The following is a 15926-nucleotide window of genomic DNA, read 5'->3' on the forward strand; positions in this document are numbered from 1 at the left end:
CTGTCCGTTCTTCATCATGAAAAATCGCAAACTGCGCGCGCCCCTGGCCGCGCTTCCGCTGGCGTTGCTGGCGGGCTTCGGCACGTCGGTCGCCCACGCACAATCGTCTTCGTCCCCTGCGGACACCGCCCTCAAGGAAACCGTGGTCACCGCCACCCGGGTCGAGCAACCATTGACCGACGTCGTGGCCGACGTGTCCATCGTGGACCGCGCGGCCATCGAGCGCAGCGGCGCCACCGGCCTGGCCGACGTGCTGGCCCGTGTGCCGGGCATTTCCATCAGCCGCAATGGCGGCCCGGGCGCCACCACCAGCGTCTATGTCCGCGGCGGCGAAACCCGCTTCACCGCCGTCTACGTGGACGGCGTGCGCATCGAGTCGCAGGGCGGCAGCGGTGGCGCATCCTGGAGCGCGATCCCGCTGTCGCGCATCGAGCGCATCGAAGTGCTGCGCGGCCCAGCGGCGGCGGTCTACGGTTCGGACGCCATGGCGGGCGTGATCCAGATCTTCACGCGCCAGGGCGAGGGCGGCTTCACGCCCTCGATCGAGGTGGGCCTGGGCAACCAGGGCACAGCCAAGCTCGATGCCTCCTTCAGCGGCGCCGCCGGCGACTTCGACTACGCCTTCGGCGTCACGCGCGAGACCAGCCACGGCTTCAACGCGCAGCCCGCGGCCAACCCGGACCACGACGGCTTTCGCAGCACGTCGGCGTCGGCCCGCCTGGGCCTGAAAGTGGCGCCCGGCCACCGGCTGGAAGCCACGCTGCTCTCCAGCGACCTGGACGCGCAATACGACTCGACCACGCCGCGCCGCGACGACCACGCGCTGAGCGAGGTGAACACGCTGGGCCTGACCTGGTCGGCGCGCTGGAGCGAGGTGTACAGCACGCAGGTCGGCATCACGCAGGGCACGGACCGCTACGCCACGCGGCCCTCGCCCTACGTGTCCAAGACCCGCCTGAGCAACTACCTGTGGCAGAACCGCTGGCAGCTCGGTGCGCACCAGTTGACGGCGACGCTGGAGCGGCGCGAGGACCGCTTCGACAACGCCGAAACCCGGCCCGTCGCGACCAACCGGCACCAGAACGCGCTCGCGCTGGGCTACGGCTGGCGCGAGGGCAAACACACGCTGCAACTCAATGCGCGCCACGACGACGACAGCGAGTTCGGTGCCAAGTCCACCGGCAGCGCGGCGTATGCCTATGCCTTCGTGCCGGGCTGGCGCGTCATGACCTCGGCGGGCACCGCCTTCCGCGTGCCCACGCTGTACCAGCGCTTCAGCATCTACGGTGTGCCCTCGCTGCGGCCCGAGACCTCGCGCAACGTCGAAGTGGGGCTGAAGCGCGAGGTCGGCAGCAGCCTCTTCAGCGTGGTGGCCTACCGCAACAAGGTGTCCGATCTGATCACCTACGTCGGCGGGGCCGGCGCCTGCATCAACGGCACGGGCGCGTTCCCCGGCTGCTACGCCAACACCGCGCGCGCCGAGTACTCGGGCATCACGGTGGAAGCCGGCGGCCAGGTCGGCGCGGTGACGCTGCACGGCTCGCTCGACCTGCAGCACCCCAAGGACCTGTCGACCGGCAAGGAACTGCCCCGCCGGCCGCGCGAGATGGCCAAGCTGAGCGCCGACACGCAAGTGGCCGGCTGGACACTGGGGTCCGAGCTGGAGCTGGTGGGCCGCCGCTACAACGACGCCGCCAACCTCCAGCGCCTGGACGGCTACGGGCTGGTGAATGTGTACGCGAGCAAGCGGCTCGGTCCGGACTGGACGCTGCTGGCGCGCGTGGACAACGTGGGCGACAAGGACTACCAGACCGCGCGCGGCTACGCCACCGCCGGTCAGACGTTCTACGTCGGCATGAAATGGGCGCCGCAGCGGTGATGCCGCATTGCCCGGCCATTCTGGTGGCGGCCCCGGCTTCGGGCCAGGGCAAGACCACCGTGGCCGCGGCGCTGGCGCGCCTGCACGCGCGCGCCGGCCGGCGGGTGCGGGCCTTCAAATGCGGGCCCGACTTCCTGGACCCGCACTGGCTCGCGCTGGCCACCGGGCACCCGGTGCACAACCTCGACCTGTGGATGACGGGCGAAGACGATGCCCGCGCGCGCCTGCACGAAGCGGCCATGCAAGCCGACCTGATCGTGGTCGAAGGGGTGATGGGCCTGTTCGACGGCGAGCCCAGCGCGGCCGACCTGGCGCAGCGTTTCGGCCTGCCGGTGCTCGCCGTGATCGACGCCTCGGCCATGGCGGGCACCTTCGGCGCGCTGGCTTTCGGCCTGCGCCATTTCCGCCCGGGCCTGCCCTGGGCCGGCGTGCTCGCCAACCGCGTGGGCAGCGAGCGCCATGCGCAGATGCTGCGCGAGGCGCTGGCCGATGACGAAGCCCAGTTCCTGGGTGCCGTCATGCGCGATGCCGCTTTTTCCTTGCCTGAGCGCCACCTGGGCCTGACGGTGGCCGCCGAATTGCCCGACGCGCTGGCCCGGCTCGATGCCGCCGCCAATGCACTGGCCCGCACGCCGCTGGGCCAGATGGACGGCGCGGCGCTGGCGCGCTGGACGGTGGCGTTCGACGCGCCCACCGCTGTGCCCGCCCAGGCCGCTTTGCTGGCAGGCAAGACCATCGCCGTTGCGCGCGACGCGGCCTTCTGTTTCATCTACCCGGCCAACCTCGATGTGCTGCGCGCGCTCGGTGCCGAACTGGTCTTCTTCTCGCCGCTGGCCGACGAGCCGCTGCCCGCGTGCGACGCGGTCTGGTTGCCCGGCGGTTATCCCGAGCTGCACGCCGGCGCGCTGGCGGCTGCCACCCGCACCCGCGACGGCCTGCGCGCGCACGCCCAGGCCGGGCGGCCGGTGTGGGCAGAATGCGGCGGCATGATGCCGCTGTTCGATCACATGATTTCCAGCGACGGCGAAGCCGCCGCCCTGTGGGGCCTGCTGCCGGGCCAGGTGCTCATGCAGAAGCGGCTGGCGGCCCTGGGGTTGCAGCAACTCGCGCTGCCGGCCGGCGCCTTGCGCGGCCACACCTTCCACTACTCGCGCTGCGAGACCGCGCTGGCGCCGGCCCACCGCACCGAAGCGGCGCGCGGCGGCGCCGGCGAAGCCGTGTACCGTGTGGGGGCGGTGCAGGCCAGCTATTTCCATGCCTGGTTCCCGTCCAGCCCGGCGGCCGCCGCCTCGCTGTTCATCGAAGGAGGTGCCGCATGAACACGGCGTCCCTCGGCCCGCAGCGCATCGTCTGCCTGACCGAAGAAACCACCGAGTGGCTGTACCTGCTCGGGCAGGAGCACCGCATCGTCGGCATCTCCGGCTACACCGTGCGGCCGCGCCGCGCGCGCGACGAGAAGCCCAAGGTCAGCGCCTTCCTGAACGCGAAGATCGACAAGATCCTCGCGCTGCAACCCGACGGCGTGTTCGGTTTTTCCGACCTGCAGGCCGACATCGCCGCCGAGCTCATCCGCGCGGGTGTGCAGGTGACGGTGTTCAACCAGCGCAGCGTGGACGAGATCCTGTCCATGCTGTACCAGGTGGCGGCGATGGTGGGTTGTGCCGACGAAGGCCTGGCCTGGATCGAGGCCACGCGGGCCCGGCTCGACGGCATCCGCGCCGCCGTGCAAGCCCTGCAGGCCGGCGGCAAGCGCCGCCCGCGCGTGTTCTTCGAGGAGTGGGACGAACCCCACATCAGCGGCATCCGCTGGGTTTCCGAACTGATGGGCATCGCGGGGGGCGACGACGTGTTCCCCGAGCTCGCGCGCATGCCACTGGGCAAGGACCGCATCATTGCCGACGGTGCCGAGATCGTGCGCCGCAACCCCGACATCGTGATCGGCTCCTGGTGCGGCAAGAAATTCCGGCCCGAGAAGGTGGCCGCGCGCGCCGGCTGGCAGGACGTGAACGCGGTGGCGCACGGCCAGTTGTTCGAGATCAAGTCGGCCGACATCCTGCAGCCCGGGCCGGCCGCGCTCACCGACGGTGTGGCGCAACTGCACCGCATCGTCACCCAATGGATGGAGCACCATGGCTGAGATCGCCCGCAGCGAATTCATTCTGGGCGGCCAGCGCAGCGGCAAGTCGCGCCGCGCCGAGCTGCTCGCGCGCCAGTGGCTGGCGACGGACACCGCCCACCGCGCGGTGATGATCGCCACCGGCCAGCCCTGGGACGACGAGATGCGCGAGCGCATCGCGCGCCACCAGCGCGACCGCGCCGAGCGCGTGCCCGGCATGGCCACCGTGGAAGAACCGCGGGCCCTGGCCGAAACCCTGCGCGAACACAGCGCGCCGCACACCCTGGTGGTGGTGGACTGCCTCACGCTGTGGCTGACCAACCTGCTGATGCCCGCCGAGGGCCCGGCGACCGATCCCGCCGGGCCCACGCGCCAGCTGTGCCAGACCATCGAGGCCGCGCGCGGCCCGGTGGTGCTGGTGGGCAACGAGATCGGCCTGGGCGTGATCCCCATGGGCCGCGAGGTGCGCGCCTTCGTGGACGCGCTCGGCGGCCTGAACCAGGCCGTGGCCGCTGCCTGCGAGCGCGTCACGCTGATGGCGGCGGGCCTGCCCCTGACCTTGAAATGAAAGCCCGATCCATGCCCCTTCGTTTCTGGCGCCTTCTTGCGCTGGGCTGCCTGATCGGTGGCGCGGCGCACGCGGCCGATGTGACCCTGACCGACGACCGGGGCGTGACGGTGACGCTGGCGCAATCGCCGCAGCGCATCGTCTCCGTGCTGCCCTCGCTCACGGAAACCGTGTGCGAGCTGGGCCAGTGCCACCGCCTCGTGGGGGTGGACCGCTACTCCAATTACCCGGCCAGCGTGCGCGGCCTGCCGCAAGTGGGCGGCGGCATCGACCCCAACATCGAGGCCATCGTGGCCCTCAAGCCCGACGTCGTGCTCATGGCCACCTCGTCGCGTGGCGTGCAGCGGCTGGAGTCGCTGGGCGTGAAGGTGCTGGCGATGGAGCCCCGAAGCTCGGCCGACGCGCAGCGCGTGATGGGCAAGCTGGGCCAGCTGCTGGAGGTGCCCGATGCGCAGCGCATCTGGCGCGCGATCGACGCCGGCGTGTCGGCGGTGGCGCAGTCGCTTCCGCCGGGGGCGCGCAAGCTGCGCGTGTACTACGAGGTGAGCGCCGGGGGTTATGCCGCCGGCACCGGCTCCTTCATCGGCGAGATGATGGCGCGCCTGGGCGTGCAGAACATCGTCGCGCCCGCGCTGGGGCCCTTCCCGCGCGTCAACCCCGAGTACGTGGTGCGCGCCAACCCCGACCTCATCATGATCGGCGCGCGCAACGTGCAGGGCCTGGAAACCCGGCCGGGCTGGCGCGGCATCCGCGCGCTGCGCGAGCGCCGCCTCTGCGTCTTCACGGCCGAGGAGTCCGACGTGCTGGTGCGCCCGGGCCCGCGCATGGCTGAGGCCGCGCGCCTCATGGCGCGCTGCATCACCGAGAAAGGCCTTCGGTGAGCGGGGCCCGCCACAGCCTCTGGCTCGGCAGCGCGCTGCTGATCGCGGCCGTGGGCGTTCTGCTGCTGGGCGCGGGCGTGGGCAGCACCGGCTTCGACAGCGTGCTGCACGCCCGGCACGACCCGGTGGCCTGGCAGATCCTGTGGGACATCCGCCTGCCGCGCACGCTCGGCGCCTGGGTGGCCGGCGGCCTGCTCGGCCTGGCCGGCGCGGTCGCGCAAGGCCTGTTCCGCAACCCGCTGGCCGATCCCTACCTGCTGGGCAGCGCCTCGGGCGCGGCGCTCGGCGTGGCCCTGGCGCTGGCCCTGTTCGGCACCACCCCGTTCGCCACCCAGTGGGCCGTGCGCCTGGGTTTGACCGGCGCGGCCTTCACCGGTGCGGTCGTCGGCGTGGTGCTCACGCTGGCGCTGGCCAAGGGCGTGCAGCACACCCTGCGCCTGCTGCTGGCCGGCGTGATCGTGGGGGTGGTGCTGGGCGCCGCGCGCGACCTCGTCACCATCGCCTCGCCCGACACCTTGCAGGCCATGCAGGGCTTCATGCTGGGCAGCACCGGCTTCGTGGGCTGGGCCGCCTGCGGCGTGATGGCCGCCATGGGGCTGGCCGCGCTGCTGGTGGCCGCCTCGCTCGGCCGCGTGCTCGACGGCCTGGCGCTGGGCGAAGCCACCGCGATCAGCCTGGGCCTGCCGCTGGTGGCCGTGCGCGCCGTCCTGGTGGCGGTGCTGGCGCTGGCCACCGGCGCGGCGGTGGCGCAGACCGGCCTGATCGCCTTCGTGGGCCTGGCCTCGCCGCACCTGGTGCGCTCCATCGTGAAGACCACGCACGGTCGCCTGATCGTGCTGAGCGCCTTGATGGGCGGCCTGTTGCTGATGGCCGCCGATGTGCTCGCGCGCTGGATCATCGCGCCGCAGGAACTGCCGGTGGGCGTGCTCACCGCGGTGCTGGGCGGCAGCTACCTCCTGTGGCTGATGCACCGGCGCCGCCGGCCAGGAGGAGGCCTGTGACGGCCGCGCTGCAGGCCCATGGCATCGGCGTGGCGCTGGGCGGCACGCCCGTGCTGCATGGCATCGAGGTGAGCCTGCCCGCCGCGCGCTGGACCAGCATCGTCGGCCCCAACGGCGCGGGCAAATCGACGCTTCTGAAAACCCTCGCGGGCCTGCTGCCGCACAGCGGCGAGGTGCAACTGCTGGAGCGCCCGCTCGCGCAATGGCGCGGCCGCGAGCGCGCGCGCCGACTGGCCTGGCTGGGACAGGGCGAGCAGGGCGCCGACGACCTCAGCGTGTGGGACGTGGCCATGCTCGGCCGCCTGCCGCACCAGCCCTGGCTGGCCCCGCCGTCCGGGGCCGACCGGGCCGCGGTCGAGCAGGCCCTGCGCGCCACCCAGGCCTGGGACTGGCGCGAGCGTCCGCTGGGCGCGCTCTCCGGCGGCGAACGCCAGCGCGTGCTGCTGGCGCGCCTGCTGGCGGTGCAGGCCGAGGTCATGCTGATGGACGAGCCGCTGGCCAACCTCGACCCGCCGCACCAGGCCGACTGGCTGCTGCTGGTGCGCGAACTCGTGGCCCGCGGCAAGACCGTCGTCAGCGTGCTGCACGAAATCGGCATGGCGCTGCACGCCGACCAGATGGTGGTGATGGCCCAGGGCCGCGTGCACCACCAGGGCGCCTGCGACGACCCCGCCACCCACCAGGCCCTCGAACAGGTCTTTGACCACCGCATCGCGATCCATCCGCTGGGCGACCAGTGGGTGGCCTTGCCCCGCTGACCCTCTTTTTAACGGAGCCCGAACCATGCAGATCGAAGCCCCTCCCGTCCTGCGAGACACCCCCAAACCCCAAGGCGAACGGCGCGGCCTGGTGCTGGTGCACACCGGCACCGGCAAAGGCAAGAGCACGGCCGCATTCGGCCTGGCGCTGCGCGCCCATGGCCGGGGCAAGTCGGTCAAGGTCTACCAGTTCATGAAGGTGCCCTCGGCGCGCTTCGGCGAGCACCGGCTGTTCGAGCAGCTGGGCATTCCCATCGAAGGACTGGGCGACGGCTTCAGCTGGAAGAGCCGCGACCTGGACCACTCGGCCGAACTCGCGCTCGAAGGCTGGGCCAAGGCCGAGGCCACCATTCGCGCCGGTGAACACTTCATGGTGGTGCTGGACGAAATCATGTACCCGCTGCGCTACGGCTGGGTGCCGCTGGACGCGGTGCTGACCTGCTTGCGCGAGCGACCGCCGCAGGTGCACGTGGTGCTCACCGGGCGCGGTGCGCCGGCCGAACTCGTCGAGCTGGCCGACACGGTGACCGAGATGACGCTGATCAAGCACCACTTCAAGGCCGGCGTTCCCGCACAGCGAGGCATTGAAGACTGATGGGCGCGATGCTGCCCGTGCCGACGCTGGCGATGCTGGGGCTGCTCGGCGGCATGGCCGTGCCCGCGCTCGCGCAGCACCGCATCGTCACGCTCTCGCCCTCGCTCACCGAGGCCGTGTGTGCGCTCGGTCACTGCGCCGAACTGGTCGGCACCGACCGCTATTCCAGCTGGCCGGGCAGCGTGTCCAAGCTGCCCAAGGTCGGCGGCCTGGCCGACGCGCAGATCGAACACATCGTGGCGCTGCGGCCCGACATGGTGCTGCTCGGGCCGCGCAGCCGCGCCGGTGAGCGCCTGACCGAACTCGGCGTGCCGGTGCAGACCTTCGACGCCCGCACCCACGCCGACCTCAAACGCATGCTGCTCGCGCTCGGCCAGTCGCTGGGCGAGACGGCGCGCGCCCTCGAACTGGTGCGGCGCATCGACCAGGAACTCGACGCCGCCGCGCGCCGCGTGCCGGCTTCCCTGCGCGGTCGCACGGTGTACGTGGAGGTTGGCATCGGCCCCACCGCCGCCAGCGCCAAAAGCTTCATCGGCGAAACCGTGGCGCGCCTGGGCCTGGTCAACATCGTGAGCGGCGACGCCGGCCTGTTCCCGCGCGTCAACCCCGAGATGGTGGTGCGCCGCTCGCCCGATCTGATCATCGGCCCCCAGTCCACGCTCTCGGGCATGACCGACCGCCCCGGCTGGGCCGGCCTGCAGGCGCTGCGCCGCCAGCAGGTCTGCCAGCTCGATGCCGACCGCATGGACCTGCTCTCGCGCCCCGGCCCCCGGCTGGGCGAGGCCGCTCAGATGCTGGTCGATTGCCTGCTCGCCTTGCCCCCTCGCCCCTGAATAGGAGACCCCTGATGCAAACCCGCAAGATCCCCGCCACCATCGTCACCGGCTTCCTCGGTGCCGGCAAGACCACGCTGCTGCGCCACCTGCTCACGAACGCGCAGGGCCGGCGCATCGCCGTCATCGTCAACGAGTTCGGCGAACTCGGCATCGACGGCGAGCTGCTGCGCGGCTGCGGCATCGGCTGCGACGAGAACGGCGAAGAGAATGGCCAGCTGTTCGAGCTCGCCAACGGCTGCCTGTGCTGCACGGTGCAGGAAGAGTTCGCGCCCGTGATGGAGCAGCTCGCCGCGCGCCGCGACCAGATCGACCACCTCGTCATTGAAACCTCCGGCCTGGCCCTGCCCAAGCCGCTGGTGCAGGCCTTCCAGTGGCCCGCGCTGCGCAACGCCTTCACGGTGGATGCCGTGGTGACCGTGGTGGACGCCCCGGCCGTGGCCGCTGGCCGCTTCGCCGAAGACCCGGTGGCGGTGGACGCGCAACGCCGCGCCGACGAGAACCTGGACCACGACTCGCCGCTGGCCGAGCTGTTCGAGGACCAGCTCGCCACCGCCGACCTGGTGGTGGTGCACAAGACCGACGGCCTGGATGCCGCCACGCTGGCCGAGGTGGAGGCCATCATCCGCGCCGAGACGCCGGCCGGCGTGAAGCTGGTGCATGCGCAGCACGGCAAGCTGGACCTGGGCGTGCTGCTCGGTCTGGAGCGCGCGGTGGAAGACGTGATCGACCAGCGCAAGACCCACCACGACGAGGAAGAGGACCACGACCACGACGAGTTCGACTCGGTCTCGCTCACGCTGGAGGTGGCAGACCGCCAGCGCCTGCTGGACGCGCTCGTGGCCCTGGTGCAGCGCCACGAGATCTACCGCGTCAAGGGCTTCGTGGCCTTGCCCGGTGCCGCCATGCGCCTGGTGGTGCAAGGCGTGGGCCAGCGCTTCGACAGCCACTTCGACCGCCCCTGGCGCGCCGACGAAGCGCGCGCGACGCGGCTGGTGTTCATCGGCGACCACCTCGACCGCGACACGCTGCAGAACGAGCTCCAGTCGGCCCTGAGCACCGACACCAGCGTGGCCTGACATGCACCTCCTGTCCACACGCCCGGGTGGCCACGTCGAAGACGGCGGGCAGGGCATCGTGCGCGTGGAGCAGACCCCCGGCGACATCGTGGTGCTCAGCGCGGCCGACACCACGCTCTCGCTGTTGGCCGACGCGGCCGCCGGCCTGGGCGACGACTTCCCCAGCGTGCGGCTCTGCAACCTGATGTGGCTGCGCCAGCCCGCGTCCACCGACATGTACGTGGACGACGTGCTGCGCCATGCGCGTGTGGTGGTCATCGACCACCTGGGTGCCCCGAGCGACTGGGCCTACGTGGTGGAGCAGGCGGTCTCGCTGGCGGCGAAACACGGTCAGTGGCTGGTGCTGTTCTCGGGCGACAACGTGCAGGACCCGCAGCTGCTGATGCGCAGCACCGCCGCCCCCGAGGACTGCGACCGGCTCTGGCGCTGCCTGCGCGAAGGCGGGCGCGACAACGCGCTGGCCTTCTTCTCGCTCATCGGCCACGCGGCCTTCGGCCGGGGGGGGGCCCCGGCCGCCGCCGCCCCGGCCCCTGCCGCCGGTGATGCCCTACACGCCGCAGGCCGCCGCGCCATGGATCGATGGCGCACCGGTGGCGATGCTGTTGTTCTACCGCGCCCACCTGCAGGCCGGCAACACCGCCGTGTTCGACGCGGTGCTCGCCGCCCTGGCCGAGGAAGGGCTCAACGCCCTCGCGGTGGCGGTGGACTCCCTGAAGAACCCGGACAGCCTGGCCGAGCTGCAGGCCCTGGCCGCCGAGCGCGGCGTGGGCGTGGTGCTCAACGCCACCAGCTTCGCCGTGGCTTCGCTCGATGGCGACAGCACCGAGGCGGTGGCGCTGGCCGGCGACGCCCCGGTGCTGCAACTCATCACCGCCGGCTGCTCGCAGGAACAATGGCAGGCCGACCCGCATGGTCTCGCGCCGCGCGACCTCGCCATGCAGGTGGTGCTGCCCGAGGTGGACGGCCGCATCGGCACGCGCGCCGTCAGCTTCAAGGGCCTGGCCTGGCGCTGCGAACGCACCGAGGTGGACGTGGTGCGCTACCAGCCCGAGCCCGAGCGCATCCGCTTCGTGGCCGAGCTCGCGCGCCGCTGGTGCGCGCTGCGCGACAAGCCGCACGCCGACAAGCGCCTCGCGCTCATCCTCGCGAACTACCCGAACGACGACGCGCGGCTGGCCAACGGCGTGGGCCTGGACACGCCCGCGTCGACCGCGCTCATCCTGCGCGCCTTGCGCGAGGCGGGCTATGCCACCGGCGAACTGCCGGCCGACGGCGACGCGCTCATGGCGCGGCTGGTGCAGGGCGTCACCAACGACACCGACGCCAATCACCACCGGCCGGCCGGCCAGAGCCTGGCCATGGCCGACTACCTGCGCGACTTCCAGGCCTTGCCGCCCGAGAGCCAGGCCGCGGTGAACGCGCTGTGGGGCGCGCCCGAGCAGGACCCGATGCAACGCGGCGGCCGCTTCATGGTGCCGGGCCTGCGCCTGGGCCAGGTCTTCGTGGGCATCCAGCCCGCGCGCGGGCGCGACCTCGACCTGGTGGCCAGCTACCACGACGCCGACCTCGTGCCCACGCACGGCTACCTGGCCTTCTATTTCTGGCTGCGGCGCGCCTTCGCGGTGGATGCCGTGGTGCACGTGGGCAAACACGGCAACCTCGAATGGCTGCCCGGCAAGAGCGTGGCCCTGGGCGCGGCCTGCTGGCCCGATGCCCTGCTGGGGCCTCTGCCGCACCTGTACCCCTTCATCGTCAACGATCCGGGCGAGGGCAGCCAGGCCAAGCGCCGCACCCAGGCGGTCATCATCGACCACCTCATGCCCGCGCTCACGCGCGCCGAGACTTACGGACCGCTGCAGGAACTCGAGCGCCAGATGGACGAGTTCTACGAAGCGCTCTCGCTCGACCCGCGCCGCGCCAAGCTGCTGCGCGAGGGCATCCTGGCGCAGGTGCTGAAGCACCAGCTGCACCGCGAGCTGGGTTTCCAGCCGCCGGCCGACGAAGCCCAACGCGAACAGCTGCTCGCGAAACTCGACGCCTACCTGTGCGAGATCAAGGAATCGCAGATCCGCGACGGCCTGCACATCCTCGGCCGGTCGCCGCAGGGCCGCCAGCGCACCGACACCCTGGTGGCGCTCGCGCGCTTCCCCGGCGGCCAGGCGGCAGGGCAGGGCAGCCTGCTGGTGGCGCTGGCGAACGACCTGGGCCTGGACGGCTTCGACCCGCTCAGTCCCGAGTGGGCCGAGGCCTGGAGTGGCCCGCGCCCCGAGGCGCTGCAAAGCCTGAGCGACGAGCCCTGGCGGCACGCCGGCCACACGCGCGAGCGGCTGGAGCTGCTGGCCGCCGCGCTGGTGGAGCAGCACCTGGGTGCGGACGAAGCCCCGCTCGATGCGCAGGCCTGGCCGCACACCGCGCCGGTGATCCGGCGCCTGCAGCAGACGCTCGCGTCCCGGCTGGACGCCTGCGGACCGAACGAGATCGGCCAGCTCATGCGCGGCCTGGCGGGCCGCTTCGTGCCCGCCGGCCCGAGCGGCGCTCCCTCGCGCGGCCGGCCCGACGTGCTGCCCACCGGGCGCAACTTCTACTCGGTGGACACGCGCGCCGTGCCCACGCCCACCGCCTACGCCATGGGCGCGCTCGCGGCCGACCGCGTGATCGAGCGCCACCTGCAGGACCACGGCAGCTTTCCCACGGCGGTCGGCCTCTCGGTGTGGGGCACCAGCACCATGCGCACCGGCGGCGAGGACATCGGCCAGGCCTTCGCGCTGCTCGGTGTGCGGCCCAAGTGGGCGCCCGGCAGCAACCGGGTGGTGGACATCGAGGTGCTGCCCATGGCCATCAAGAACCGGCCGCGCATCGACGTGACGCTGCGCGTCTCCGGCTTCTTCCGCGACGCCTTCCCCAACGTGATCGACCTGTTCGACACGGCGGTGCGCGCCGTCGCCGCGATTGCCGAAGACGACGAGCCCGACGAGGTGAACCCCATCCGTGCGCGGGTGCGGCGCGAGGCCGCCGAGGCGGTGGCGGCCGGCGCGGCGGACGAGGACGCGCAGCGCCGCGCCACCTGGCGCGTGTTCGGCCCGCGCCCCGGCGGCTACGGCGCGGGGCTGCAGGAGCTGATCGACAGCCGGCGCTGGAGCGATAACGCCGACCTCGCGCAGGCCTACCTGCGCGCAGGCGCCTTCGCCTATGGGCAGGACGGGCACGGCACGGCCGCGCGCGAAGCCTTCGAGCAGCGCCTGGCGCGCGTGGACGCGGTGCTGCACAACCAGGACAACCGCGAGCACGACATCCTCGACTCCGACGACTACTACCAGTTCCAGGGCGGCATGGCCTCGGCCGTGCAGCACCTGGCCGGCGCGAGCGCCGCGCTGTACCACGGCGACTTCAGCACGCCCGGCGCGCCGCGCGTGCGCACGCTGGGCGAGGAAGTGGCCCGCGTGGTGCGCGCGCGCGCCGTCAACCCCAAGTGGATCGACGGCGTGAAACGCCACGGCTACAAGGGCGCGTTCGAGATCGCCGCCACGGTGGACTACCTGTTCGCTTTCGACGCCACCACCGGCGTGGTCGGCGACCACCAGTACGCGCTGGTGGCCGAGGCCTACCTGCACGACGACGCCACGCGCGCCTTCCTGCAACAACACAACCCGCTGGCCCTGCGCGGCATCGGCGAGCGCCTGCTCGAAGCCATGCAGCGCGGCCTGTGGGCCGAGCCGGGCGAGCACCGGGAACGCATCGAGCAGCACCTGCTGGCGCTCGAACACGCACTGGAAGAAGGACCCCTGAAATGAACACCGCCCTGCCCGAACTGCACGCGGCTTCGCGCGCCGCCTTTCCCTTCACCGCCCTGGTCGGCCACGAAGCGCTGCAACGCGCGCTGCTGCTGGCCGCCGTCGACCCGGGCATGGGCGGGGTGCTCATCAGTGGTCCGCGCGGCACGGCCAAGTCCACCTCGGCGCGCGCGCTGGCCGCGCTGCTGCCGCAGGCGCCCTTCGTCACGCTGCCGCTGGCGGCCAGCCTGGAACAGCTGGTGGGCACGCTCAACCTCGAAGATGTGCTGCGCGACGGCCTGGTGCGCCTGGCGCCCGGCCTGGTGGCGCGCGCGCACGGCGGTGTGCTGTACGTCGATGAAGTCAACCTGCTGCCCGATGCGCTGGTGGACGCGCTGCTCGACGTGGCCGCCAGCGGTGTGAACACGGTGGAGCGCGACGGCGTCTCGCGCCAGCACGCCGCGCAATTCGTGCTGGTGGGCACCATGAACCCGGAAGAGGGCGAGCTGCGCCCGCAGCTGCTGGACCGCTTCGGCCTCTCGGTGGCGCTGGCCAACCCCGACGATGCCGCGCAGCGCCAGGCCATCGTGCGCGCGCGCCTGGCCTTCGACGCCGATCCGCAGGCGCTGCTGGCCGAACACGCCGCCGCGCAGTCCCGGCTGGTGGCCACGCTGGCCGCCGCGCGTGCAGCACTCGTGCAATTGCCGTGGTCGGACGCCGTGGTGCAGCACGCCGCGAACCTCGCCCTGGCCGCCGGTGTCGACGGCATCCGCGCCGACCTCGTCATGCTGCGCGCTGCGCGCGCGCTGGCCGCACTGGAGCAGCGCGACAGCGTGCGCGTGGCCGATGTGGACGCGGTGGCCGAGCTCGCGCTGGCGCACCGCCGCGCGCCCGACATCGCCACGCCGCCGATGTCCCGTCCTTCCCATGCCCCGGCGGGCGGGCAGGGTGCCGCCGCGGCGCCGAACGGCACCGCGCCCGACGGTGACTGGGGCGCCTTGCCGCCGCAGCCCGAGGCCATGGTGGCGGTGAAACACACGGGGGCCTGGCCCCCAAAAAAAGCATGAGCCACCCCGGCCCGAGCGCGCCCACGGCGAGCGGCGGCCGGCGGTGGCCTACCCCGAACCTCTCCCCGAAACCGAGCCTGGCCCGGCACGCGGCGCGCCCTGCCGAAACGGCGGGCGCCGGCATTCACTGGCTGCGCACCCTGCTGGCCAAGGGCCCGCAGCGCCTTGCGCCGGTGCACCTGCGCCACCGGGCGGTGAGCCTGCGCACGCCCCCCTTGCACCTGATCGCGCTCGACACCTCAGGCTCGATGCGCCGGGGCGGGCGCCTGGCCTGGGCCAAGGGCTATGCGGCGCGCCTGATCGAGCAGGCCGCCCGCGCGGGCGAACACGTGGCCCTGCTGAGCTTCGGTGGCCAGGGCGTGCAGCTGCTGCTGCCACCCGGCCCGGCCCGTGCGGCCGGCAGCGCGCGCGTGCGGCCGGTGGGCGGGGGCGGCGGCACGCCGCTGTCGGCCTGCCTGCACGAAGCCGAGCGCCTGCTGCGCCAGACCCAGCGGCAGCGCGGTGCGGCGGGCGGCGATTGCCTGTGGCTGCTCACCGACGGCCGCACGCTCGAACAACCCACGGCCCCGACCTCGGTGGGCCACATCGTCGTCGTGGATTTCGACGACCCCCTGCGGCCCCTGGGCCGGTGCGCGGCCTGGGCCGAGCGCTGGCGCGCCGAACACCGCCTGCCGGCCTGACCACGCTGTCCACACCATGTCCCTGACACCCCTCACCGAAGTGATCGTCTGCACCACCTGCCGGCCCCCGGGCGCTTCGCGCGACGAGCCGGCGGCCGGCGCGCTCCTGTTCGAGGCCGTGCAGGCCGCGCAAGGGCGCGGCGCCGAGCCCCTGGTGCGGGTGCGCGGCATGGCCTGCCTGAGCAGCTGCTCGCGCGCCTGCTCGGTGGCCTTTCAGGCGCCGGGCAAACACACCTACCTGTTCGGCGATCTGGTGCCCGACGCCGAGACGGCCGAGCACGTGCTCGCCTGCGCCGGCCTGCACGCTGCCGCGAGCGACGGCAACCTGCTGCGCAACGAGCGGCCCGCGCGCCTGCGCAGCGGCATCCTCGCGCGCCTGCCGCCCAGCCTGGTGGGGTCCGACGCATGAGCCTTCGTTTTTCCCTGTTCCTGCCCGGGCGCCGAAAGGCGCGGCGCCCGGCTTCCCTGTCCGCACGCCTCAACCTTTCTTGAAATGGAGCACCCCATGATTGGAACCAGCACCACGGCGCCCTCGGGCGTCACGTCCGCCGTGCGCAGCCTGCTGCTGCAACTGGCCGCCGCCGCCGCCCTCGGGCTGGTGGTTCTCTACGGTGTGGCGTTTGCCGAGAGCCCGGTCGCGCACAACGCGGCACACGACGTGCGCCATGTGACGGTCAAGCCCTGCCACTGAAGGAGCAT

Annotated in this window: 14 protein-coding genes and 1 pseudogene; all 15 read left to right on the forward strand. The window is 72.5% G+C overall.

Annotated elements, in window-relative coordinates; genetic code table 11:
• Positions 1-16: 16 nt before the first annotated feature.
• The 15 genes and pseudogenes from AC07ZS_RS13690 (at position 17) to AC07ZS_RS13760 (ending at position 15918) form a co-directional block, all read left to right on the forward strand.
• The gene (locus tag AC07ZS_RS13690; RefSeq protein WP_494799092.1) at positions 17-1879 is read left to right on the forward strand and encodes a TonB-dependent receptor domain-containing protein; all 1863 of its coding nucleotides are present in this window, start codon (positions 17-19) and stop codon (positions 1877-1879) included.
• Complete coding sequence (locus AC07ZS_RS13695; protein ID WP_494799093.1) at positions 1861-3198, forward strand: cobyrinic acid a,c-diamide synthase CobB; 1338 nt, start codon at positions 1861-1863, stop codon at positions 3196-3198. Before AC07ZS_RS13690 ends, AC07ZS_RS13695 begins: the two co-directional genes overlap by 19 nt.
• Complete coding sequence (locus AC07ZS_RS13700) at positions 3195-4016, forward strand: cobalamin-binding protein (RefSeq protein ID WP_494799094.1); 822 nt, start codon at positions 3195-3197, stop codon at positions 4014-4016. The genes AC07ZS_RS13695 and AC07ZS_RS13700 overlap by 4 nt, the downstream gene beginning before the upstream one ends.
• Complete coding sequence (locus tag AC07ZS_RS13705; protein WP_494799095.1) at positions 4009-4563, forward strand: bifunctional adenosylcobinamide kinase/adenosylcobinamide-phosphate guanylyltransferase; 555 nt, start codon at positions 4009-4011, stop codon at positions 4561-4563. The genes AC07ZS_RS13700 and AC07ZS_RS13705 overlap by 8 nt, the downstream gene beginning before the upstream one ends.
• Positions 4560-5444, forward strand: a complete 885-nt coding sequence (locus AC07ZS_RS13710) for an ABC transporter substrate-binding protein (RefSeq protein ID WP_494799096.1) — start codon at positions 4560-4562, stop codon at positions 5442-5444. Before AC07ZS_RS13705 ends, AC07ZS_RS13710 begins: the two co-directional genes overlap by 4 nt.
• On the forward strand, positions 5441-6445 hold the full coding sequence (locus AC07ZS_RS13715) for a FecCD family ABC transporter permease (RefSeq protein WP_494799097.1): 1005 nt from the start codon (positions 5441-5443) through the stop codon (positions 6443-6445). Before AC07ZS_RS13710 ends, AC07ZS_RS13715 begins: the two co-directional genes overlap by 4 nt.
• Positions 6442-7203: an ABC transporter ATP-binding protein gene (locus tag AC07ZS_RS13720; protein ID WP_494799098.1), complete on the forward strand. Its 762-nt coding sequence runs from the start codon at positions 6442-6444 to the stop codon at positions 7201-7203. Before AC07ZS_RS13715 ends, AC07ZS_RS13720 begins: the two co-directional genes overlap by 4 nt.
• Positions 7204-7228: 25 nt before the next feature.
• The gene (cobO, locus tag AC07ZS_RS13725) at positions 7229-7798 is read left to right on the forward strand and encodes a cob(I)yrinic acid a,c-diamide adenosyltransferase (protein ID WP_494799099.1); all 570 of its coding nucleotides are present in this window, start codon (positions 7229-7231) and stop codon (positions 7796-7798) included.
• A complete protein-coding gene (locus AC07ZS_RS13730; RefSeq protein WP_494799100.1) occupies positions 7798-8631 on the forward strand; it encodes an ABC transporter substrate-binding protein in 834 nt (277 codons plus the stop codon). Before cobO ends, AC07ZS_RS13730 begins: the two co-directional genes overlap by 1 nt.
• A gap of 14 nt (positions 8632-8645) precedes the next feature.
• Positions 8646-9710, forward strand: a complete 1065-nt coding sequence (cobW, locus tag AC07ZS_RS13735) for a cobalamin biosynthesis protein CobW (RefSeq protein WP_494799101.1) — start codon at positions 8646-8648, stop codon at positions 9708-9710.
• Between the two features lies 1 nt (position 9711).
• Positions 9712-13501: pseudogene (cobN, locus tag AC07ZS_RS13740) on the forward strand (cobaltochelatase subunit CobN).
• Entirely contained in the window at positions 13498-14547 is a 1050-nt protein-coding gene (locus AC07ZS_RS13745; protein ID WP_494799102.1) for a magnesium chelatase ATPase subunit I, read from the forward strand. Before cobN ends, AC07ZS_RS13745 begins: the two are co-directional and overlap by 4 nt.
• Positions 14544-15227: a vWA domain-containing protein gene (locus AC07ZS_RS13750; protein WP_494799103.1), complete on the forward strand. Its 684-nt coding sequence runs from the start codon at positions 14544-14546 to the stop codon at positions 15225-15227. Before AC07ZS_RS13745 ends, AC07ZS_RS13750 begins: the two co-directional genes overlap by 4 nt.
• A 16-nt stretch (positions 15228-15243) precedes the next feature.
• On the forward strand, positions 15244-15636 hold the full coding sequence (locus AC07ZS_RS13755; protein ID WP_494799104.1) for a DUF1636 domain-containing protein: 393 nt from the start codon (positions 15244-15246) through the stop codon (positions 15634-15636).
• Positions 15637-15732: 96 nt separating this feature from the next.
• Positions 15733-15918 carry a CbtB domain-containing protein gene (locus AC07ZS_RS13760; protein WP_291111284.1) on the forward strand — a complete coding sequence of 62 codons (186 nt, stop codon included), beginning with the start codon at positions 15733-15735 and terminating at the stop codon, positions 15916-15918.
• Positions 15919-15926 lie beyond the last annotated feature (8 nt).

This window comes from Hydrogenophaga sp. GW456-12-10-14-TSB4 (assembly GCF_059424305.1).

Bases quoted from the DNA above. Each gene is read 5' to 3' on its own strand.
- AC07ZS_RS13710 (WP_494799096.1), top strand. From the start codon at position 4,560: ATGAAAGCCCGATCCATGCCCCTTCGTTTCTGGCGCCTTCTTGCGCTG.
- AC07ZS_RS13760 (WP_291111284.1), top strand. From the start codon at position 15,733: ATGATTGGAACCAGCACCACGGCGCCCTCGGGCGTCACGTCCGCCGTG.
- AC07ZS_RS13755 (WP_494799104.1), top strand. From the start codon at position 15,244: ATGTCCCTGACACCCCTCACCGAAGTGATCGTCTGCACCACCTGCCGG.
- AC07ZS_RS13690 (WP_494799092.1), top strand. From the start codon at position 17: ATGAAAAATCGCAAACTGCGCGCGCCCCTGGCCGCGCTTCCGCTGGCG.
- AC07ZS_RS13700 (WP_494799094.1), top strand. From the start codon at position 3,195: ATGAACACGGCGTCCCTCGGCCCGCAGCGCATCGTCTGCCTGACCGAA.
- cobO (WP_494799099.1), top strand. From the start codon at position 7,229: ATGCAGATCGAAGCCCCTCCCGTCCTGCGAGACACCCCCAAACCCCAA.
- AC07ZS_RS13695 (WP_494799093.1), top strand. From the start codon at position 1,861: ATGGGCGCCGCAGCGGTGATGCCGCATTGCCCGGCCATTCTGGTGGCG.
- AC07ZS_RS13745 (WP_494799102.1), top strand. From the start codon at position 13,498: ATGAACACCGCCCTGCCCGAACTGCACGCGGCTTCGCGCGCCGCCTTT.
- cobW (WP_494799101.1), top strand. From the start codon at position 8,646: ATGCAAACCCGCAAGATCCCCGCCACCATCGTCACCGGCTTCCTCGGT.
- AC07ZS_RS13750 (WP_494799103.1), top strand. From the start codon at position 14,544: ATGAGCCACCCCGGCCCGAGCGCGCCCACGGCGAGCGGCGGCCGGCGG.
- AC07ZS_RS13730 (WP_494799100.1), top strand. From the start codon at position 7,798: ATGGGCGCGATGCTGCCCGTGCCGACGCTGGCGATGCTGGGGCTGCTC.
- AC07ZS_RS13705 (WP_494799095.1), top strand. From the start codon at position 4,009: ATGGCTGAGATCGCCCGCAGCGAATTCATTCTGGGCGGCCAGCGCAGC.